Below are 21,176 nucleotides of genomic sequence, written 5' to 3'. Positions count from 1 at the left end.
CCCTCGTAAACCAATGCCTGCAACCCCTACTTCCTAAGTCAAGCAAATTATTCCGGACAGCAGTGCGCGAAGGCGGGGACCCAAGTCATTAGCGCAGACACTTAATCATCTCTAAGTGGTGCGTCATGAAACTTGGGTCCCCGCCTGCGCGGGGACGACGTTTGTAGGCCGACGAGCGAAACACGTCGGCGTCTCGCTACTATTTACTCGCCCTGCGAGCGTTGCGCATCCATGTGTTCACGCAGAACCTGGTTAATACGGGTCTGGTAACCAGGACCCGCGGCTTTGAACCATTCAAGCATATCCACATCCAGGCGGATCGTGACGATCTGTTTCACACCATTGCTGGCGACTTGAGGCTTCGACGATACTGCTGGCTCCGGGTAGCGGTCCATAGGCTGATCCCAATCCGGTTGATATTCTTTGTTCATGCGTTATCCCATCAATTCACGCCACTCGCAGTGGCTTGAGTCGATTGTCGTCTCGCCATGTAACGTAAAGATTGCTGCAAAGCCGCGAATTGTAACGCCATGTAACGCATGCGCCATTGCATACAAAAGGATACATACACGGGCCCGACTTTCAGCGATATCAATGGCTTGACGTATAATCACAGACCGCCCAACAGGCCGATTCCGCCCAGCCGCTCTCCTCGAAAGACGTCACCATGAACGCCCGCACCAACGCCATTTCCCCGATCGAAACCCAGCTGCGTGACATTCTCTCGCGCCGCATCATGATCCTGGATGGCGCGATGGGCACGATCATCCAGCAGTACAAACTCGATGAGGCGGCGTATCGCGGCGAGCGCTTCGCGACCTTCGCCGCGCCCGAGGGATCCGGCGCGCGCGAACTGTTCGTCAAGGGAAACAACGAGCTGCTCACGCTGACGCAGCCGCACATCATCCAGGAAATCCACGAGCGCTACCTGGCCGCCGGCGCCGATCTGCTCGAGACGAACACGTTCGGCGCGACCGGCGTGGCGCAGGACGACTATCACATGGCGCACCTGGCCTACGAGATGAACGTGCAGGCCGCCAGGCTGGCGCGCGCCGCGTGCGACAAGTACTCGACGCCAGACAAACCGCGCTTCGTCGCTGGCGCCCTGGGCCCGACGCCCAAGACCGCCTCAATCTCGCCCGACGTGAATGACCCGGCTGCGCGCAATGTGACATTCGACCAGCTGGTCGCGTCGTACCACGAGCAGGTCCGTGGCCTGGTCGACGGCGGCGCCGACCTGCTACTGGTCGAGACCATCTTCGATACCCTCAACTGCAAGGCGGCGCTGTTCGCGATCGACCTGTACTTCGACGAGCATCCCGCCGTGCCGCGCCTGCCGCTGATGATCTCGGGCACCGTGACCGACGCGTCGGGCCGCATCTTGTCGGGCCAGACCGTGCCGGCCTTCTGGAACTCTGTGCGCCACGCCAAGCCGCTGACCATCGGCCTCAATTGCGCACTGGGCGCAGCCCTGATGCGCCCTTACGCGCAAGAGCTGTCGACGATCGCCGACACCTTCGTCTGCATCTACCCGAACGCCGGCCTGCCCAATCCGATGAGCGACACGGGCTTTGACGAACTGCCCGAAGATACATCCGCGCTGCTGCGCGAATTTGCCGACGCGGGCTTCATCAATATCGCCGGCGGCTGCTGCGGCACGACGCCCGAGCATATCAACGCGATTGCGACCATCCTGGAGCAGCACACGCCACGCACGATTCCCGAGATCCCGGTGGCGATGCGCCTGTCGGGCCTCGAGCCGTTCACGATCGACGAGAGCTCGCTGTTCGTCAACGTCGGTGAACGCACCAACGTCACCGGCTCCAAAGCATTTGCGCGGATGATCCTCAACGAGCAGTTCGACGAGGCGCTGTCGGTCGCGCGCCAGCAAGTGGAAAACGGCGCCCAGGTCATCGACATCAATATGGACGAGGCGATGCTCGACTCGCAGGCGGCCATGACGCGCTTCTTGAACCTGATCGCATCGGAACCCGATATCTCGCGCGTGCCGGTGATGATCGACTCGTCGAAGTGGTCGGTGATCGAAGCGGGCCTGAAGTGCGTGCAGGGCAAGGCGATCGTCAACTCGATCTCGATGAAGGAAGGCGAAGAAGAATTCATTCGCCAGGCGGTCCTGTGCCGCCGCTACGGCGCGGCCGTGATCGTGATGGCGTTCGATGAACAGGGCCAGGCCGACACCTTCGCGCGCAAGACCGAGATCTGCGGGCGCGCCTATAAAGTGCTGACCGAGCAGGTGGGCTTCCCGCCCGAAGACATCATCTTTGATCCGAACATTTTCGCGATCGCCACCGGCATCGAAGAACACGACAACTACGCGAACGACTTCATTCAAGCGTGCCGGTGGATCCGCGATAACCTGCCGTACGCGAAGATCTCGGGCGGCGTGTCGAACGTCTCGTTCAGCTTCCGCGGCAACGACCCGGCACGCGAAGCGATCCACACCGTGTTCCTGTACCACGCGATCAAGGCGGGCCTGACGATGGGCATCGTCAACGCCGGCATGGTCGGCGTCTACGACAACCTTGCGCCAGAACTGCGCGAGCGCGTCGAAGACGTCGTGCTCAATCGCCGCAAGGATGCCACCGAACGCATGATCGAGATCGCCGGCACCCTGAAGGCCGGCGGCAACAAGCAGGAACAGAACCTCGAGTGGCGCGAAGCGACGGTCGAGAAGCGCCTGGCGCACGCGCTGGTGCACGGCATCACGCAGTGGATCGTCGAAGACACCGAAGAGATGCGCCAGCAGGTGCTGGCCGCGAACGGCCGCCCGATCCACGTGATCGAAGGCCCGCTGATGGATGGCATGAACATCGTCGGCGACCTGTTCGGCCAGGGCAAGATGTTCCTGCCGCAGGTGGTCAAGTCGGCGCGCGTGATGAAGCAGGCCGTGGCCCACCTGGTGCCGTTCATCGAAGAAGAAAAGGCGCTCGAAGAGGCGCGCACCGGCATCGTCTCCAAGCCGAAGGGCAAGATGGTGATCGCCACCGTCAAGGGCGACGTGCACGACATCGGCAAGAACATCGTCTCGGTGGTCATGCAGTGTAATAACTTCGAGATCGTCAACATGGGCGTGATGGTGCCGTGCGCCGACATCCTGGCGCGCGCGAAGGAAGAAAACGCCGACATGGTGGGCCTGTCGGGCCTGATCACGCCGTCGCTGGAAGAGATGGCGCACGTGGCGCGCGAGATGCAGCGCGACCCGTATTTCCGCGACCGCAAGATGCCGCTGCTGATCGGCGGCGCCACCACCAGCCGCGCACACACGGCGGTGAAGATCGCGCCGTTCTACGACGGCCCGGTGGTGTACGTGCCGGATGCATCGCGTTCGGTCTCGGTCGGCCAGTCGCTGGTGACAGATGACACGCGCGACGCCTACATCATCGAACTGGCGCAGGACTACGAACGGATTCGCATCCAGCACGCCAGCAAGAAGGCGCTGCCGATGCTCACGCTCGAGCAGGCCCGTGCCAACAAGGCGAAACTGACGTTCAAGCCAGTGAAGCCGAAGTTCATCGGCCGGCGCATCTTCAAGAACGTCGACCTGGGGCTGATCGCGCGCTACATCGACTGGGGCCCGTTCTTCCAGACCTGGGACCTGGCCGGCCCGTTCCCCGCCATCCTCACCGACAACGTGGTGGGCGACGCCGCGAGCAAGGTGTATGCCGAAGGCCAGGCGATGCTCAAGCGGATCATCGAGGGGCGCTGGCTGTCGGCCAACGGTGTCATCGCTCTGCTGCCGGCGAACACCGTGCATGACGACGACATCGACATCTACACCGACGAATCGCGCACGCAGGTCGCGCTGACCTGGCACGGCCTGCGCCAGCAGGGCGTCAAGCCGATGGTGGGTGGCGAGCAGCGCCCGAACCAGTGCATCGCCGACTTCATCGCGCCGAAAGACAGCGGCATCGCCGACTACATCGGCATGTTCGCCGTGACCGCGGGCCTGGGCATCGAGAAGCACGAACAGCGTTTCGAAGCGGCGCACGACGACTATTCGTCGATCATGCTCAAGTCGCTGGCCGACCGCCTGGCCGAGGCGTTTGCCGAATACCTGCACGAACGCGTGCGCACCGACCTGTGGGGTTACGCCGTCGGCGAAGACCTGAGCAATGAAGCCTTGATCGCCGAAAAATACCTCGGCATCCGCCCCGCCCCAGGCTACCCGGCCTGCCCGGAACACACGGTCAAGGCCAACATGTTCGCCACGCTGCAAGCAGAAGAAATCGGCATGCAGCTGACGGAATCGTACGCCATGTACCCGGGCGCCGCAGTATCCGGCTTCTACCTGGCCCACCCCGAATCGAAGTACTTCGTCGTAGGCAAGATCGGCAACGACCAGGTCGACGACATGGCCACCCGCCGCAACATGGACAAGCAGGAAGTCGAACGCCACCTCGCCCCCAACCTCTCTTGAATCCCAATTAGGGTCAGAGTCGAATTGTTGAGCAATTGCTCTGAAAAAGACCGATTCCAATTAGGGTCAGTGTCGAATTGTTGAGCAATTGTTCGCGCGGATGACGGTCTCTGCAACTCGCGGCTAGGCCAGTCGGAAAAGTTGTCAAACAATTCGACTCCGACCCCAATTGGAATTGTGGCGACCTGGAAAAGTTGTCAAACAATTCGACACTGACCCTAATTGGAATGCGGTTGTTTTGCGGGCGGCGTTGATGGGCTGATGCGCGAGTCTGGTAATGCAATCGGGCCGGCAGGTTGTCCTGGCGGCCCGGTCGTGTGACAGCGCTAGTGGGTCAGCGTCAGATCGCGTAGCGCACCACCTTGTCGCTCCACTCGAACGCCGCCACCTCGAGTTCGGCCAGGTCGTCGCCATCGAACGCCAGCGACTTCAGGCTCGCAAGCATATCGTCCGGCTGCTCGTCCATGCGCTCGATCGATTCGGCCAGCTTGAGCAGTTCGCCGAAGAAGCCCGTGCGGCTCAGCAGAGCGGCGCGCACTTCGTCGATTACGGGGATTTGTTCGACGATGTCGCGCATCGGGATGCAGAACAGCGTGTCCATCAGCGACATCATGCCGACCGTGAACGCGATCTCGGCGACGTTGCGCTGCGCCGGGCGCAGGCGCTGGGCCAGCAGTTCCATCAGGCGCGCGCGCGTCGTGGCCAGCATCAGGAGCGGGCTCTGGCTATGCCCGCGCACCTCGGGCTCGGCGAACAGCAGGATCTGCAGCCAGCGCTGCAACTGGCGCCGGCCCAGCAGCGTCAAGGCCTGGCTGATCGACTCGATGCGCCGCCCTGCCCCCACCGCCGGCGTGTTCACCAGGCGCAGCAGGTTCAGGCCGATCGTCACCTCGCGCTTGACCACTTGCTCGATCTCGGCATTGTCGGCATCCGACGTGATCAGGTTCATCAGATCGAGCACCGTCGTTTGCGACGGCGATAACTTGCGGCCCGCGATCACCGATGGCTTGGCAAAATAATAGCCTTGGAAATAGTCGAAGCCGACATCCAGGCAGGTACGGTATTCGGTGAGGTTCTCGACCTTCTCGGCCACCAGCCGCTTGCCGGTCGTGCGCAGGCGCGGCGCGAGCGAGAGCAGCGTGACGATCGGCAGCGCGCGCAGGTCCATCTTGACGAAGTCGACCACCGGCAGCAGGCGCGACAACGCGGCGCCGTGGGCAGAGGCCTCGGCGGCAAAGCGGAAACCGTGCGACGCCAGGTAAGTCATGCGGTCGATGACGTCGACATCGGGCTCGACCGAGCTGACGATTTCCAGCACCGTACGCTCGCGCGGCATGAATGCGAACATATCGCTCATCAAGGCGTCCTTGTCGACATTGATGAAGGCGGTGGCATCGCCAATCGCGCGCGGCAGGCCGAGCTGGGATGCATGGTGGATGACGCTGGCGCTGGCCGACAGGCCAGACTCGAACTCGGCCGGCCCCTGGGGGCTGCCCCGGAACAGCAACTCGTAGCCAAATAACGCCTGATTACGGTCCAGTACCGGCTGGCGAGCCAAGAAGAAATTGCGCATGCGCAGTGGCTGGGAAGCCTCGTCGAGGCGGGCGGGATCGGTCATGTCATTCTCAATGTCGCGGCAACTAAACTACTTTACCGCATCCAACCGGTACTGTGGTTTCCTACCATAAATTTTTTGCAGGAATGTTGGACAACAATCAGCACCCTCACGATGCCACCGCACCCTGCGGCAAGCCATCGACAAACACCTTCAGCTCGCCCGGCGCGAAATGGGTCCATTCCTCGTTCGTCGTCAGCGGCTCGGTCACGATGATGGCGACCCGGTCATTCGGCGTCGTCACCTGCGAAAAGTCGACCGACAGGTCTTCGTCCGACAGGCAGGCTGTCACGAACGGAAACTTGCGCACGACGTAGCACAGCTTGGTGGAGCAATGCGTGTACAGCGCCGTGCCATCGGACAGCATAATGTTGAAGGTGCCATGGGCGGCGATGCCGGGAATGATGCGCTCGAGCGCGCTCGTCAATGCTTCGCGCGTCGGGGCCGTGTCACCAAACTCGCGGCGCAGGCTTTGCAACAGGAAGCAAAACGCCAGCTCGCTGTCGGTCGTGCCGACGGGGCGAAACGCGCCATCGAGCACGGGTGCGAATTGTTTGAGGTCGCCGTTGTGGGCAAACACCCAATACCGGCCCCACAATTCGCGCACGAACGGATGACAATTTTCCAGCGCCACCTGGCCGACGGTGGCTTTGCGGATATGGGCAATGACGTTGGTGGACTTGATCGGGTAGCGCTTGATCAGCTCGGCGATCGGCGAGGCAATCGCTGCCTGGTGATCGACGAAGTGGCGCACGCCCGTACCTTCGAAGAACGCGATCCCCCAGCCATCATGGTGGGTATCGGTGCGGCCGCCGCGTTGGGCGAAGCCGGTAAAAGAGAAGACAATGTCAGTAGGGACATTGCAGTTCATTCCGAGTAACTGGCACATGGGCGCAGCTTACCACGCTACAGAAACAAGAGCGCCATCACCTTGCGTGGGGATGGCGCGGCAGGTACTTCCCAAACGGCTTAATGCAGCACCACCGGTTGGCTCATCAGGGTGTCGTACTCGCCCAGGAACTCGTCGATTTCTTCCATCGTCGGTTCGCTGGCGATCAGGTTGTTGACATCGCGCCGGAACGATTGCGCGAGTCGGCCGCCGATGAACGCCTCGCGCCGGCCGGCCTTGTCGACGATCTCGAAGCCACCAAAACGCAGCGCTTCGAGTTCACGGTCGACGCCGAATTCGACGACGCTGTACTGTTCACTGTTGTAGATCATGTTCATGTTGACTCCTTCGATCAGAAAGTTGGTGCCAACCTGCCGACTGGCGGCGAACGGCAGGCTGTTCACTTCGATAAAGAGGTGGGGCTGGCCAACTGGATTTCAAGTGAGCGCCCGGTTGAAGCTCAGGCGTTGACAGTGGAATCCAGGGCCAACAGCTGATCGTATGGCGGCGCTGCAAGCCACGATCTCAACTGATCAAGGTGTTCGCTGCTCGCCAGACCGATGAACAGGCGTCGAGGGCGTTGGCGTAGCAGACGATTCAATGTTACACGCAAAACCAGATTACCGTCGCAGCATAGACAACCGGGGGCGATGCGCATGACTTGCAGGCCGGGACCGGTTTCAAGCGGCATCGACGCCACGCCCAGGCCTTCGAGAATCACGGCGTCGAACGGGACGGCAGGCGCCGGCAAGCGGCTGAGAGGAGATGCCGATCCGTCACCAGGCAGGCCGGTGACGGATGATGATGAAGAATCGAACGGCGTCGCGAGAGCAGCCGCAATGGCCCCTTCGCGCGCCGCCGCAGTCGAACCAGTGACGAGGCTGGTGGCCGCGCGGGCCATCAGCCCCCTTTCTTGGCCAGCTTGCCCGGCTCGACGCCGAGCTGCTTGAGCTTGCGGTACAAGTGGGTGCGCTCCAGGCCCGTCTTTTCAGCCACGCGCGTCATGCTGCCGCCTTCGCGGCCCAGGTGGTGTTCAAAGTACATGCGCTCGAACGCGTCGCGTGCTTCGCGCAGCGGCAGGTCGAACGACAGCGTGTAGCCGGTGCCCTCGCCCTGCGACATCGCGTGCACGAGGCGCGCGCCATTGCCAAGGCCGGCGCCGACGCCCGGCTGCGCGTTGGGCGAGGCGAACATCGGCGCCGCTGCCGATGCCGGCGCGGCGCCACCCGCATCGAGCGCCATGTTCGGCACGCTCGGCGCGATCGGCCGCGGCGGCGCCATCGGCGCACGCGCAACTTCTTGGGCGCGGCTCAGGCCTTGCTGCACGGCCTTGAGCAGCTTTTGCAGCGCGATCGGTTTCTCGAGGAAGTTGAGCGCGCCGATGCGCGTTGCCTCGACTGCCGTATCGATGGTCGCATGACCGGACATCATGATGACCGGCATGGTCAACAGACCGTCGCGCTGCCATTCCTTGAGTAGCGTGACGCCATCGGTATCGGGCATCCAGATATCGAGCAGCACGAGATCGGGTGCACCGGCCGCGCGCGCCTCGCGCGCCTGCTGCGCGTTCTCGGCCAGGGTGATGGCATGACCTTCGTCACCGAGGATCTCGGACAACAGCTCCCGGATCCCCATTTCATCGTCAACTACCAGTATGTTTGCCATCTCTTCTACCTTCCTGATCTTCTCCCCGACATGTGTGCAATTTTATAAGTTTTTTGCACCGAAGGGGAGTTCGAAAAACCATTACGAGCGGAGCCACGATCGGCCGGGAAACGCACTGTACTGACAAACATGGCGCATCGCACCGCCACGCGACTCGATCGACGGAGTAACGCGCAGCCGGTAGTTCAGTTGTACTTAAGCCAAGCTTGCTTCTGGGGCTAACTTTAACAGCAAAATCGACACTGCTGCGCCAGTTCCATCGCTGCGATTGCCGACATCGATCCGGCCACCGTGTTCGTCGATGATTTTCTTCACCATCGGCAGGCCAAGACCGGTGCCGCGCGCCTTGGTCGTCACGTATGGCTCGAACGCGCGCGCCAGGATGCGCGGCGCGAAACCGGGCCCGTTGTCGACGATCGCCAGGCGCACCGCAGTGCCGGCCAGGCCGCCGGCGCCCATGTACTGGATCGCTTCGGTCGTGATGTCCACGCGCGGCGCCGGCGCATCGGGCCCGCGTTCGACCAGCGCATCCTGCGCGTTCTGCACCAGGTTGTGGATTACCTGGCGCAGCTGGGTCGCATCGCCCATCACGCGCGGCAGGTCGGGCGCCAGGCTGGCATGAATGATGTCGCTGCCGTCGTCGGCCAGGTACAGGCTCAGGATCTCGGCGATCAGGCCATTCAGGTCGAGCTGGTCGAGCGTTGCCGGCGGCGTGCGCGCATAGTCGCGGAAGTCGTCGACCATGCGCTTCATGGCATCGACCTGGTTGACGATGGTGGTGGTGCCGCGCTGGAGCAGGTCGGCCTGCGCTTGCGGCAGGTGCTCGGCCAGCTTCATCTGCATGCGCTCGGCCGCCAGCTGGATCGGCGTGAGCGGGTTCTTGATCTCGTGCGCCAGGCGGCGCGCCACTTCGCCCCAGGCCACCGAACGCTGTGCCGTGATGACGTCCGAGATATCGTCGAACACGACGATGAAGCCGCTGTCGGCGCCCACCGGCAGGCGCGAGCCGCGCGCCAGCAGCACGATGTCGTGCTCGTGCTCGTCGGCCGCACCGGTCTTGCGCTGGGCTTCGCGCGGGATCTCGATCTGCTGCTGCCAGTGCGCGCGCTTGCGGCGTTCGGCCGCCACGTGGGCGCTTTGCGCCGAGAACGAGCGGGCGACGGTGTTTGAAAAATGTTCGAGGCCGTCGATGCGATTGAGCGGCCCGGCCATCGCGCCCGGCTCGACCTGCAGGATGCGGTACGCGGCGTCGTTCGAATTGACCACCACGCCTTCGGCATCGAGCACGATCACGCCGGCCGACATATTGGCCAGCACCGATTCCAGGTGGGCCTTGGCGCTTTGCAGCGCGGCGCGGTTGCGCTCCACGGCGCTGCGGGCCTCGAACAGCTGGCCCGTCATCGCATTGAACGATTTGGTCAGGGTGCCCAGTTCATCGTTGGTCTCGACAATGGGGCGCGGCGACAGGTCGCCCTCGGCCACCGCCTGCGTGCCTTCGGCCAGCACCAGCAGCGGCTGCGCCAGATTGCCGGCGATGAGGAAGGCGCTGCCGATGGCCCCGAAGATCGCCAGCAGCAGCGTCAGGGTCAGCGTCACGATGTACATCTTGCGCAGGCCGGTGCGCGCCTCGAGGCGCAGCCGGTATTCGGTCGAGGCCGAGCGCAGCACCTCGGCGTTCGAGGCCAGCCCGACCGGCACGGCCTGCAGCAGTTGCAGGTAGCGCTGCTGCACGCCGGGCGGCTCGGGCACGGCCAGCACCACGCGCAGGCGCAGGCCGGTCACGGCGTCGAGCGCGTTCGGGGCGCCGACCGCTTCTTCGTCACCCGCATCGGCCGGGCCGACGCCGCCCTCGGCCTGGGCATACCCACCGGGCATCGCGGCGCTGCGCAGCATGCGTTCATTCGGTGCGTCAGCAGCCAGGTTGGCGCCGCGGTCTTCCGTGGCCGCCGACAGCACGGCGCCGTTGGCGTCGACCAGCATCGCGCTTTGCAGGCCACTGGTGTCAAGCAGCAGGCGCGCCAGCACGGGTTGCGCGGTCATGTCGCCCTGCCCTGCCAGCGTGGCCGCCGCCGTCTGCGCGGTCGCGCCCAGTTCGGCCAGCGACTCGTCGAGCGCGGCGCGGCCGAGGTTCAGGCCCGACTCGATCGCCGACTCGATCTTGACGTCGAACCACGAGTCGATCGAGTGCGACACGAACTGCACCGAGACGATGAAGATGACGAGGCCGGGCAGGATACCGATGCCGGCAAACAGCAGCACCAGCCGGGCCATCAGGCGCGAGCCGAACTTGCCGGCCTTGTAGCGTGAATACAGGCGGCCCAGCGCCACGACGACGACGATCAGCAGCAAGAACGCCATCGCGGCGGTCAGGCCCAGCAACCAGCTGTAGTAGCGGCCGAAGAAGCCGGAATTGTCGGACGCACCGGCCAGCAGGAACAGCAAGATCGAGACGATCGCGCCGCCCACGATCAGCGCGTAGCGCACCCCGCCGCTGATCAATTCACTCCGCACGGTAGGTGAAGGTCTTGCGGCTGGAGCTCAAGCGCCAGTCGGAATCGTTGAAGGCATTGACCTGCAACGGCTTTTGCAGGTACTCGCGGTCCATGTACATGCGCAGCGAGACTTCATAGACTTCGCCGGCCTTGAGCGTGCCCTTGGGCGCGATCAGCCAGCGCGTCGGGCGCCGGATCATGAACATCGCGTCCTCGAAAGTCTGGAAGCGTTCCTGGAACGAGCCCACCACGACCACGTAATACTGGCGCGTGAGCACATCGTACGAAATGCGGATGGTGCGTTTCTGCGAGACGGCCTTCTCGTCGCGCCAGTACCAGCGCGGGCGCGTGAGTTCGATCTCGGTGGTGAAGTGCAGCTGGACCCCGTGCTGGATCGCGTCCTTCAGGCCGTGGTTCAGTTCGAAGTTATAGGCCGTGTTGAGGCGGTAGCCATCGTCGCTGGCTTCGATGGTTGCGCGGGTGATCTCGATATCGTCGGCCGCCTGCGCCGGCGTGCCCATGGCAACGCACGCGATCGCCAGCAGCAACTGGCAGGCGAGGAGGCGGAAAAATCGTAACGTCACGGGGGAGCCGGGGCCTTAAATAATGCGCGTAGTGAAAAGAACTTCACGCCGCTTTCTTCTGGAACAGGGCGTAGAACAAACCGTCATGATCCTGTCCAGCGCCGCCGACGGGCAGCAGTTGGCCCGGCGCATCGAGGCGGACCGCGTCGTGGCGGGCCGCGAAGGCAGCCGCCTGCGCCTCCGATTCCTGGGGCCAGAGCGAACATGTCACGAATAGCAATTTACCATTCGGCAGCAACATCTGCCAAAGGTTGTCGAGTATTTTGGCGGAAAGTGTTGCAAGTTGGGATGTATCCGACTTGCGGCGCAACCAGCGGATATCCGGGTGGCGGCGCACGATGCCCGAGGCGGTGCATGGCACGTCAGCCAGGATGCGGTCGTACTGACGGCCATCCCACCAGTCGCGCGCGCCGGCATCGGCCGTCAGCAGCTTGGCCGCCAGGCCCAGGCGAGCCAGGTTGTCGCCGACGCGACCGAGGCGCAGCGCATCGGTATCGACCGCGGTCAGCTCGACGTTCGCGGTCTCGAGGATATGCCCGCTCTTGCCGCCCGGCGCCGCGCACGCGTCGAGCACGCGCATGCCGTCGTGCAGATCGAGCAGCGGCGCGGCCAGCTGGGCGCCGGCATCCTGTACCGACACCACGCCATCGGCAAAGCCCGGAATCTGGCTCACGTTGATCGCCTGCGCCAGGCGCACGGCGTGCGGCCCCACCTGTTCGGCAGCCAGGCCGGCATCAGTCAGCGACTGCAGGTAGGTGGCCGTGTCTTGCCGGCGGCGGTTCACGCGCAGCGTCAGCGGCGGGTGTGCATTGCCGGCGGCGAGCACCGCCTCCCAGTCGCGCGGGTACGCCGCGCGCGCCGTATCGATCCACCACTGCGGATAGTTCCAGCGCGCCAGCGGCGTGCGCAGCGCTTCTTCGACGAGCGATTCACGTTCGCGCAGGAAGCGGCGCAGCACCGCATTGACCATCGCCTTGGCATGCGCGAAATCGGGGTGCGCGGCCGCGCCGGTGACGGCCTGGTCGACCACGGTAAAGGCTTCGTACGGCGCCGGCGTGCCTTCCGGCGGGTCGAGCAGCGACAAGGCCGCGCACAGCAAGGCGCCCAGCATCGGCGGCTCGGGCGCCTTGCTCGTCATCAGGCCAAGCAGCGTTTCGCTGCGGCCCAGCTGGCGCATGGTGCGGTAGGCGATGTCCTGGATCGCGCCGCGCGTTTGGGGCGCGACGTCGTAGGCGCCGAACACGATCGACAGTGCCTGCGGCAGCGCCATGCCGCCCTGCACGCGCGCCACGGCGCTGGCCGCGCCCAGCAGCGCAAGCGCCAGCGAATCGGATTTGAGATCGGGCTTGTAGTCGCGCTGCGGCGCGACCTTGACTTCATGATTGGCGCGCAGGCGCGGCGCATCTTCACGCACCGCACGCTCGGCATGCACCGGACGCGCAACGTGGTGCTTCAACTGATAGCCCGTCGCGGCGGCCGGCTGGGACTTGGCCTGGGACTTGGCCTGAGACTGAGACTGCGTCTGAGACTGGGCCGGCTTGCGCCCCGCCGCGCCGGCGCCGGCGTCACGCCGACCAGCAGCCGGCTTGGCCTTGGGTTTCAGGGAGAGCGTGGCGCGCTTGTCAGTCATGGCGAATAAAATGTTGCGAAAATGGGCTCCCATTGTAACGGTTATGCCTTTGGCGACGCTTAATATAGTAACTGCCGGGGTAACCATGATCGTGCGTGCCCCGCCCACCGGCAACGCCGCAGCCCGCCAAAGCGCCGTATCAAACCGGTATAATGCAGGTTGTTTGCCTGACGTCCAGGCGCCGCCTCATTACATTTTCGACCATTCCCATGCTCGCCCAACAAAAACAACAAATCGTTGCCCTGTTCCAGGCCGCCCTCGCGCCGATCGTCGCCGGCACCGACCTCACCCCGAACGTGGTGCTCGAGCGTCCGCGCGATCCGTCGCACGGCGACATCGCCTGCAATATCGCGATGCAGCTGGCCAAGCCTTTAAAAACCAATCCGCGCGAACTGGCCACCCGCCTGGTCGCCGCGCTGCTGGCCGAACCGGGCGCAGAAGGCCTGATCGACGCGGCCGACATCGCCGGCCCCGGCTTCATCAACCTGCGCGTGGCCGCCAGCGCCAAGCAATCGGTTGCGCGCAGCGTGCTCGATACCGGCGCGGCATTCGGCAGCAGCACCAGCGGCGCCGGCCACCACGTGATCATCGAATTCGTCTCGGCCAACCCCACCGGCCCGCTGCACGTCGGCCACGGCCGCCAGGCCGCGCTGGGCGATGCGATGGCGTCGCTGTTCCTGTCGCAGGGCCATGACGTCACGCGCGAGTTCTATTACAACGACGCCGGCGTGCAGATCGCCACGCTCGCCAACTCGGTGCAGGCGCGCGCACGCGGCGTCAAGCCGGGCGACGCGCAGTGGCCCGAATCGGCCTACAACGGCGACTACATCGCCGAGATCGCGGCCGACTTCCTGGCCAAAAAAACCGTCTCGGCCAGCGATGGCGAACCGGCCACCGCCAGCGGCGACGTCGACGACATCGAGTCGATCCGTCGCTTTGCTGTCACCTACCTGCGCAACGAGCAGGACCAGGATCTGCAAGCCTTCGGCGTCAAGTTCGACAATTATTACCTCGAGTCGTCGCTGTACGCCGACGGCAAGGTCGACACCGCCGTCAAGACGCTGGTGGACTCGGGCAAAACGTACGAAGACGGCGGCGCCCTGTGGCTCAAGACCACCGACTACGGCGACGACAAGGACCGCGTGATGCGCAAGTCCGACGGCACGTACACCTATTTCGTGCCGGACGTGGCCTATCACATCCAGAAATTCCGCCGCGGCTTCGACCAGGCGATCAATATCCAGGGCAGCGATCACCACGGCACGATCGCGCGCGTGCGCGCCGGCCTGCAGGCCGTGAACATCGGCATCCCGCAGGGCTATCCCGACTACGTGCTGCACAAGATGGTCACCGTGATGAAGGACGGCGAAGAGGTCAAGATCTCCAAGCGTGCCGGTTCGTACGTCACCGTGCGCGACCTGATCGACTGGTCGGGCGCGGGCGATGTCACGCGCGGGCGCGATGCGGTGCGCTTCTTCCTCATCTCGCGCAAGGCCGACACCGAGTTCGTGTTCGACGTGAACGTGGCGCTCGAGACCAGCGACGAAAACCCTGTGTACTACGTCCAGTATGCCCACGCGCGCATCTGCTCGGCGCTGGCCAACTGGGGCGGCGATGTCGCCTCGCTCGCCACGGTCGACCTGGCGCCGCTCACCACGCCGAAAGAGTTCGAACTGCTGGCCAAGCTGGCGTCGTACCCTGAAGTGCTCGAGCGCGCGCTGGCCGAACTGGGCCCGCACCAGGTCGCGTTCTACCTGCGCGAACTGGCCGGCGACCTGCACAGCTATTACTTCGCGCACAAGTGGCTGCTCGACGACGACGAGCCGCTCAAGCTGGCCCGCCTCGCGCTGGCCGCCGCCACGCGCCAGGTGCTGCGCAATGGCCTCGCGCTGATCGGCGTGTCGGCCCCTGACAAAATGTAAGCTCGTAATTCACTGCCCAACCAGAAAGCGTCATGACCGCCATTCGATCCTTCTCGCCCCTACGCCAGCGTGGCAGCACCCTGACCGGCATCATCATCGGCCTGATCATCGGGCTGGGTATCGCGGTGGCAGTCGCTCTCGTCATCACCAAGGGCGCCTCGCCGTTCACCGAGCGCTCCAACAAGATGGGGCGCCCGGCCGACCTCGAGCCGAGCCAGGCGAACGATCCGAACAAGCCTCTGTACGGCACCCGCGCACCGGTGCGCGAGACGCCCAAGCCGGCGCCAAGCGCACCGGCCGCAGCGCCCGTTGCGCCGGCTGCGACGCCCGCAGCAGCGGCGGACGCCGATCCGCTGGGCGCCGCCATCGCCGGCATGCAAGAGCCGCGCCGCTCCGCAGCGCCAGCACCGGCGCCGGCGCCGGCCAATACAGTCGCGGCAGCGCCGGCAGCCGCCGTCACCGACGGCTATATCTATTACCTGCAGGCTGGCGCCTTCCGCGAAATGTCGGACGCCGAAAACACCCGCGCCAAGCTGGCCCTGCTCGGCTTCGAGGCCGCGATCACCGACCGCAGCACCGACAGCGGCGTGCTGCACCGCGTGCGCGTCGGCCCGTACACGCAGGTCGAAGCCGTCAATCGCGCGCGCGCCAAGCTGCTCGACAGCGGCATCGACGTCGCCATCGTGCGCAACCAGCGCTAGCACGCCATGTCGCTGCCGGCCGAGCGCGTCTTCATTACCGGCGCCTCGAGCGGCATCGGCGTCGATGTGATTGATCGCGCTGCACTCGCCGCCGCTGCGCGCGACTTCATCGCCGTGAACCGCGGCGCCGGCATCTCGCAGGGCCCCCTCACCGAGCAAGCGCATGACCTGGCCGTGTTCGACGCCGTCTTCGCTACCAATGTAAATGCCACGATGACCATCGTGCCCGGCTACATCGACACTCTCATGACCCGTGTGAACCGCTTTCCCATGCCCTTCCTGATGCAACCCGACCGCTTCGCCACGCGGGCTGTCGCAGCTATTCCGCGCGGAGAGCAGCCATGAACGCCGCCGCCATCGCCGCCCTCTCTCGCGCCGGCGTCGCCATCGAAGTCGTCGCGCAAACGGGATCGACCAATGCCGACCTGCTGGCGCGCGCGAGTGCGCTATCCGGTCCGCTGCTGCTGGTGGCCGAACACCAAAGCGCCGGGCGCGGCCGCGCCGGCCGTAGCTGGCTGTCGTCACCCGCAGGATCGCTGACGTTTTCGCTGGCCTGGCGGTTTGACGGTGGCCCCCAGGCGTTGCTTGGCCTGCCGCTGGCCGTGGGCGTGGCGCTGGCAGATACGCTCGGCGCGCTGGGCCAGCAAGTGCACCTGAAGTGGCCGAACGATGTGCTCAAGGACGGCGACAAGCTGGCCGGCATCCTGATCGAAACCCAGGCCGCCCCTGGCGGGGGCACCTGGACCGTGATCGGCATCGGCCTGAACCTGCTGATGCCCGACGAGATGGAAGCGCAGCTGGGGCGCAGCGCGGCCGGCATGCCGTGGCTGGCGCGCATGGAGCGCGACGCATTGATGGCGGCGTTGCTCGATGGGCTGGCCGGGTGCCTGCGCGAATTCACCACGCGCGGGTTTGCCGCCTTCAGCGCACGCTGGAACCTGCGCCATGCGTGGCAAGGTGAAACCGTGGTGCTGCTGGACCAGGGCGTCGTCCTGCATGAGGGCCGCGCGGCCGGTGTCGACGATAGTGGGCGCTTGCTGCTCGACACCAGCGAGGGCCGCATCGCCATCATGGCCGGCGACGTGTCACTGCGGGTGAAAGCATGATGCTGTTGATCGATGCCGGTAATTCCCGCGTCAAGTGGGCGCTGGTGGAAGACGGCGCGGCGCTCGGCGCGTGGTCGGCAATCGGCGCCGCATCGCATGCCGAACTGGATATCGTGCGCGCCGATTGGGCGAGTGGCACACGGGTGCTGGTCTCGAATGTGGCGGGGCCCGCGCTGGCCGCGCGCATCGCGGCACTGCTGCAGGCCGGCGCGCAGGTCGAGTGGTTCGCCTCCACGCCGCAACGCGCGGGTTTGACGAACGGCTACCGCGATCCGGCGCGCCTGGGGTGCGACCGCTTCGCCGCAGCGATCGGCGCGCGCGCGCTGGCGCCCGGCCAGGCCCTGGTCGTGGCCACCTGCGGCACGGCGACCACGGTGGACGCGGTGTGCGCCGATGGCCGCTTCATCGGCGGCATGATCCTGCCCGGCCTGGCCCTGATGGCGTCGAGCCTGGCGCGCAATACGGCGCAACTGCCGCAGGTCGACGCGGGAACGCTGCCACCGCTGTTCGGCGACAATACCAACGATGCGATCCTGTCCGGCGTGCTGTCGGCGCAGGCCGGCCCCATCGAGCGCGCGGTGGCGGGCCTGGGCGCCGCCACCTGCATCGTCTCGGGCGGCGCGGCGCCGTATATCGCGTCAGCCCTCAAGGTTCCCCATCAGGTGGTCGATAACATCGTACTGGTCGGCCTGCATGCAGCAGCCACCGGCTTGACGGGAGAGACGCGGTGCTGAAATTCGTATTCTGGGCGCTGCTGGGCGCGAATGGCGTCTTGCTGGCGTATGGCCAGGGCCTGCTCGGCCAGTCGGCCGACGAGGCGCGCGAACCGGCACGCCTGAAGAACCAGCTCGCGCCGGAACGCATGCTGCAGCTCACGCCGACGCAAGCCAGACAGGCCGCGCAGAGCGTTGCGCCGGCGCCGGAGGCCGACGTGCCCGCCCCCGCACCCGTGCCGGCGCCGGCGCCCGTCACCCCGCCGCTGGTCGCCTGTGTCCAGGCCGGCCCGTTCAGCGCGGGCGACGCGCGCCGTTTCGAGGCGCGCATCGCCCGGCTTGGCCTGACGCCGCAGCAGTCGCGCATCGAGATGCCGTTCCAGGAAGTGACCAGCCGCCTGGTCTACCTGCCGCCGAACGGTGGCCGCGAAGGCGCGCAGCGCCGCGTCGCCGAGCTGAAGGAACGTGGCGTGACCAGCTACTTCATCATGCAGAACGAGACCTCGCCGCTGCGTTACGCGATCTCGCTGGGCGTCTTCAAATCGGACGGCGCGGCGCAAAAGCTGGTGGCCGATCTGCAGCGCCAGGGCGTTCGCGGGGTGCGCGTCCTGCCGCGCGGGCCGCAAGTCATGCGCGCCGGCTATCAGTACCGGGCGATCGAACCCTCCCTGCGCGACCGCATGTCTGGCATTGCCGACGATTACAGCGGTGTTGCGGTGACGGGCTGCCGCTGAATTTTTCGGCGCCATCCAAATCAAGGCGCACCTTCGGGTGCGCTTTTTTTCGTCCATACGTACTGCGCCGGCACAAAAAAGTGTCGAATTTCTTTACACCCAATTGCAGACTAGAAATCTAAATTGTTTAAAATCAATAACTTGCCCTGCTGGCACAAGTATTGCTATATACAAACCATAGTTTCTTAAATCCAAAACAAAGGGGTTCGCCATGAAAAAACTGATCACCACCGCTCTGCTGACCGCACTGTGCACCATCTCGACCGCCGCATTGGCCACGCCAGTTGCGATGACCGGTTCGTTTGCCTCGGGCAGCCTGTCTGACAATACCTATAGCGCCGTGTTCAGCGGCAAGTCGCTCCTGCCGACCGACTACACCGTCAACAGCCTGTCGTACTCGTTCACGTTCCGCGACGACGATGCGGACAACTGGACCACCTCGGCGCCAGTCTCGAACGGCAATAGCGGCTTGTCGGCCTATATGCCGCACACCCAAGTCAGCGATGCCCGCTATATCACCTACTATCAGACGGTGCAGCGCTCCAGCGAACAGGAAAGCGCCGCCTTGTCGATCGGCGGCGTATTGCTCGGAACGGGCGCCACGGCAATGAAGGAATCAAGCGTCACGACGGAAGGCGATATTAAACCGACCATCGACAGACAGGATTGCGTCTGGCTCTATTGCTACTACACCTACTACACGAAAGCCAGGACCGACACCACGACGGTGACCCGCGACTACACTGGTGCTTTCACCATCAGCGGCATCATCTCGAACCAGTCGATCATCGATGAACTGCTGCGCAGCGACCAGCTGACGCTGAACCTGAAGGTCGCGGGCGACCTGGTGCTGACCAATTCGCAGCTGCTGCTCGACTACACGAAAGTCATCCCGGCCGCCGAAGTGCCTGAACCATCGAGCATCCTGCTGGCGCTCGCCGGCCTGGCCGGCCTGGGCGCCGTGCGTCGTCGGAGCAAGAAGCCGACGGCATGACGCAGCATCAGCGCCGCGCGCGCGCTGGTGCATAATCGACAGGCCGCCGTGCACCACGGCGGCCTGTCTTTGTTTACATGTGGCGTTGAGCGTGCGAGGTATCCTGCGATGACGACAGCAAACGTATCGATCTTCGAGGCACGATTATCGTCTCCGGCGAAGCCGGGGGCGGACAGCGAATGGACTTTCCTGATCCTGCCGAAAAACGCCAGCAACCTACTTCCCAGGCGCGGCCGGACGTCGGTACGAGGCGCCATCAACGACGCCCCGTTCCGGGCCACGCTTGAACCCGATGGCCAACTGAGTCACTGGCTCAGGGTAAGCGAGGCGTTGCGCACGGCGGCCGGTGCGCAGATCGGCGACCTGGTCACCGTCAGCGTGGCGCCGCTGGATTCCGAACCTGACCCGGCGCTACCGGAAGATCTGCGCGCAGTCCTGGCGGCGGCGCCGGCCGCCAGGGCCGTGTGGGATGACACGACCACCATCGCGCGCCTCGACTGGATCCACTGGATCGACTCGGCCAAGCAGGCCAGAACGCGCGTCAGCCGCATTGCCGGCGCCTGCGACATGCTGGCCTCGGGCAAACGGCGCGTGTGCTGCTTCGATCCGTCGGGCTACTACAGCAAGAGCCTGGCCGCGCCGCGCGCCGCGCGCCGCGCAGTAGTAGAGCCAATCAGCGCCGTACCACGATCGGCTTGAGTCCCAGCGATGATGGCAGCGCCTGCATCGCCTCGACGGCGTCGGCGCGCGTCGGATACGGTCCGCCGTACAGGCGATTGAGTGCGCCCACCTTCACCACTTCGAGCGTGCCCACGTCCGCGCCGGCGCGCGTGACCTTCTCGCTCACCGCTTCGGCCGTACCGCTCTGGCCATAGGCGCCGAGCTGGATGTAGTACTCGCCGCTGCTCATTGGCGTGGCCGGCTCCACCAGGCGCACGACGGCGCCGCTGTCTGACTGCACGCGGTCTTCGAGCATCAATGCCGCGATCTCGGGCGGCGCCGATTGCGCCTGCGACGTCGCTTCGCGGCGCGCGGCGGCGATCTGCGCCGGCTTGACGATCGGATCGCCCGGGAACAGGCGCTCGATCTCGACCTCGTGGCTGCCTTTGCCCAGCAGGCCCAGTTTCAGCGCGGCCGTGTACGACACGTCGATGATGCGCGAGGAGTGGAACGGCCCGCGATCGTTGATGCGCACGACCACCGACTGGCCGTTGTCCAGGCTCGTCACGCGCACATACGAAGGAATCGGCAGCGTCGGATGCGCGCCCGTCATCTTGTACATGTCGTAGAGCTCACCCGAGGCGGTGCGCTGGCCATGGAACTTCTTGCCGTACCAGGTGCTCACGCCGCGCTGGGTCAGCGGCGCATCGTTGTCCAGCGGCGTGTAGGTCTTGCCCAGCACCGTATAGGGCCGGCTCGTCCACTTGTTGTACGGTTCGGCCACGACCACCGCGTCGGGCGTCTCGAGCAGGCCGTCGGGCGGATTTTCTCCCGGACCGTCGTCCTTGTAGTAACCGCCACGCCCCGAATTGGCGGCCGGCAGCTTGGGCGCCGCGCCATGCTTGGCGGTCGGCTTGTTCGGCCACGGGAATGGTTTCAGGCGTTTGTGTTCGCCGGTACTGCTGCATGCCGTCACAAGAAAGGCAACCGCTACGACCGCCGGGATATTGGTGCGAACGCCCATCGGCAGTCC

19 protein-coding genes are annotated in these 21,176 nt (G+C 65.0%); 9 read left to right on the top strand and 10 right to left on the bottom strand.

The window, feature by feature from the left end; translation table 11 throughout:
* Positions 1-203: 203 nt before the first annotated feature.
* Positions 204-431 (bottom strand): BrnA antitoxin family protein, encoded by a 228-nt coding sequence (locus tag AB2N08_RS21125; RefSeq protein WP_441907804.1) that lies wholly within the window; start codon positions 429-431, stop codon positions 204-206.
* A 236-nt stretch (positions 432-667) separates the two neighbouring features.
* On the opposite strand from AB2N08_RS21125, the gene metH reads away from it, so the two are divergent.
* Positions 668-4,438, top strand: coding sequence for a methionine synthase (gene metH, locus AB2N08_RS21120; RefSeq protein WP_367612872.1), 3,771 nt, complete (start codon positions 668-670; stop codon positions 4,436-4,438).
* A gap of 340 nt (positions 4,439-4,778) precedes the next feature.
* Here the strand turns inward: metH and AB2N08_RS21115 are convergent, their stop codons facing one another.
* From AB2N08_RS21115 to rsmB, 8 genes are all read right to left on the bottom strand, one after another.
* Positions 4,779-6,056 (bottom strand): EAL and HDOD domain-containing protein, encoded by a 1,278-nt coding sequence (locus AB2N08_RS21115; protein WP_367612871.1) that lies wholly within the window; start codon positions 6,054-6,056, stop codon positions 4,779-4,781.
* 106 nt (positions 6,057-6,162) lie between these two features.
* Positions 6,163-6,942, bottom strand: coding sequence for a class II glutamine amidotransferase (locus AB2N08_RS21110; protein WP_367612870.1), 780 nt, complete (start codon positions 6,940-6,942; stop codon positions 6,163-6,165).
* Positions 6,943-7,022: 80 nt separating this feature from the next.
* Positions 7,023-7,280, bottom strand: a complete 258-nt coding sequence (locus AB2N08_RS21105; RefSeq protein WP_183556710.1) for a BTH_I0359 family protein — start codon at positions 7,278-7,280, stop codon at positions 7,023-7,025.
* A gap of 122 nt (positions 7,281-7,402) precedes the next feature.
* Positions 7,403-7,843, bottom strand: coding sequence for a GTPase (locus tag AB2N08_RS21100; protein WP_367612869.1), 441 nt, complete (start codon positions 7,841-7,843; stop codon positions 7,403-7,405).
* Positions 7,843-8,607 (bottom strand): response regulator, encoded by a 765-nt coding sequence (locus tag AB2N08_RS21095; protein WP_367612868.1) that lies wholly within the window; start codon positions 8,605-8,607, stop codon positions 7,843-7,845. The genes AB2N08_RS21100 and AB2N08_RS21095 overlap by 1 nt, the downstream gene beginning before the upstream one ends.
* Positions 8,608-8,802: 195 nt before the next feature.
* Positions 8,803-11,118 (bottom strand): sensor histidine kinase, encoded by a 2,316-nt coding sequence (locus AB2N08_RS21090; RefSeq protein WP_367612867.1) that lies wholly within the window; start codon positions 11,116-11,118, stop codon positions 8,803-8,805.
* Positions 11,108-11,683, bottom strand: coding sequence for a DUF4390 domain-containing protein (locus AB2N08_RS21085; RefSeq protein ID WP_367612866.1), 576 nt, complete (start codon positions 11,681-11,683; stop codon positions 11,108-11,110). The genes AB2N08_RS21090 and AB2N08_RS21085 overlap by 11 nt, the downstream gene beginning before the upstream one ends.
* 43 nt (positions 11,684-11,726) lie before the next feature.
* Entirely contained in the window at positions 11,727-13,313 is a 1,587-nt protein-coding gene (rsmB, locus tag AB2N08_RS21080; RefSeq protein WP_367612865.1) for a 16S rRNA (cytosine(967)-C(5))-methyltransferase RsmB, read from the bottom strand.
* A gap of 209 nt (positions 13,314-13,522) precedes the next feature.
* On the opposite strand from rsmB, the gene argS reads away from it, so the two are divergent.
* The 8 genes from argS (at position 13,523) to AB2N08_RS21040 (ending at position 20,182) form a co-directional block, all read left to right on the top strand.
* On the top strand, positions 13,523-15,235 hold the full coding sequence (gene argS, locus AB2N08_RS21075) for an arginine--tRNA ligase (RefSeq protein ID WP_367612864.1): 1,713 nt from the start codon (positions 13,523-13,525) through the stop codon (positions 15,233-15,235).
* A gap of 32 nt (positions 15,236-15,267) precedes the next feature.
* Positions 15,268-15,936, top strand: a complete 669-nt coding sequence (locus AB2N08_RS21070; protein ID WP_367612863.1) for an SPOR domain-containing protein — start codon at positions 15,268-15,270, stop codon at positions 15,934-15,936.
* A gap of 6 nt (positions 15,937-15,942) precedes the next feature.
* Positions 15,943-16,281, top strand: a complete 339-nt coding sequence (locus tag AB2N08_RS21065; RefSeq protein WP_367612862.1) for a hypothetical protein — start codon at positions 15,943-15,945, stop codon at positions 16,279-16,281.
* A complete protein-coding gene (locus AB2N08_RS21060; RefSeq protein ID WP_367612861.1) occupies positions 16,278-17,042 on the top strand; it encodes a biotin--[acetyl-CoA-carboxylase] ligase in 765 nt (254 codons plus the stop codon). The genes AB2N08_RS21065 and AB2N08_RS21060 overlap by 4 nt, the downstream gene beginning before the upstream one ends.
* On the top strand, positions 17,039-17,776 hold the full coding sequence (locus AB2N08_RS21055; protein WP_367612860.1) for a type III pantothenate kinase: 738 nt from the start codon (positions 17,039-17,041) through the stop codon (positions 17,774-17,776). Before AB2N08_RS21060 ends, AB2N08_RS21055 begins: the two co-directional genes overlap by 4 nt.
* Complete coding sequence (locus AB2N08_RS21050; RefSeq protein ID WP_367612859.1) at positions 17,770-18,489, top strand: SPOR domain-containing protein; 720 nt, start codon at positions 17,770-17,772, stop codon at positions 18,487-18,489. The genes AB2N08_RS21055 and AB2N08_RS21050 overlap by 7 nt, the downstream gene beginning before the upstream one ends.
* Before the next feature lie 211 nt (positions 18,490-18,700).
* Complete coding sequence (locus tag AB2N08_RS21045) at positions 18,701-19,483, top strand: PEP-CTERM sorting domain-containing protein (RefSeq protein WP_367612858.1); 783 nt, start codon at positions 18,701-18,703, stop codon at positions 19,481-19,483.
* 108 nt (positions 19,484-19,591) lie between these two features.
* Positions 19,592-20,182, top strand: a complete 591-nt coding sequence (locus AB2N08_RS21040) for a YdeI/OmpD-associated family protein (RefSeq protein WP_367612857.1) — start codon at positions 19,592-19,594, stop codon at positions 20,180-20,182.
* Here AB2N08_RS21040 and AB2N08_RS21035 read toward each other — a convergent pair.
* Complete coding sequence (locus AB2N08_RS21035) at positions 20,157-21,167, bottom strand: septal ring lytic transglycosylase RlpA family protein (protein WP_367612856.1); 1,011 nt, start codon at positions 21,165-21,167, stop codon at positions 20,157-20,159. The two genes, AB2N08_RS21040 and AB2N08_RS21035, sit on opposite strands and share 26 nt — an antisense overlap.
* Positions 21,168-21,176: the final 9 nt, after the last annotated feature.

This window comes from Massilia aurea, assembly GCF_040790145.1.
Taxonomy (GTDB): domain Bacteria; phylum Pseudomonadota; class Gammaproteobacteria; order Burkholderiales; family Burkholderiaceae_D; genus Telluria; species Telluria aurea_C.
This window is presented reverse-complemented; position numbering and strand designations above follow the sequence as displayed.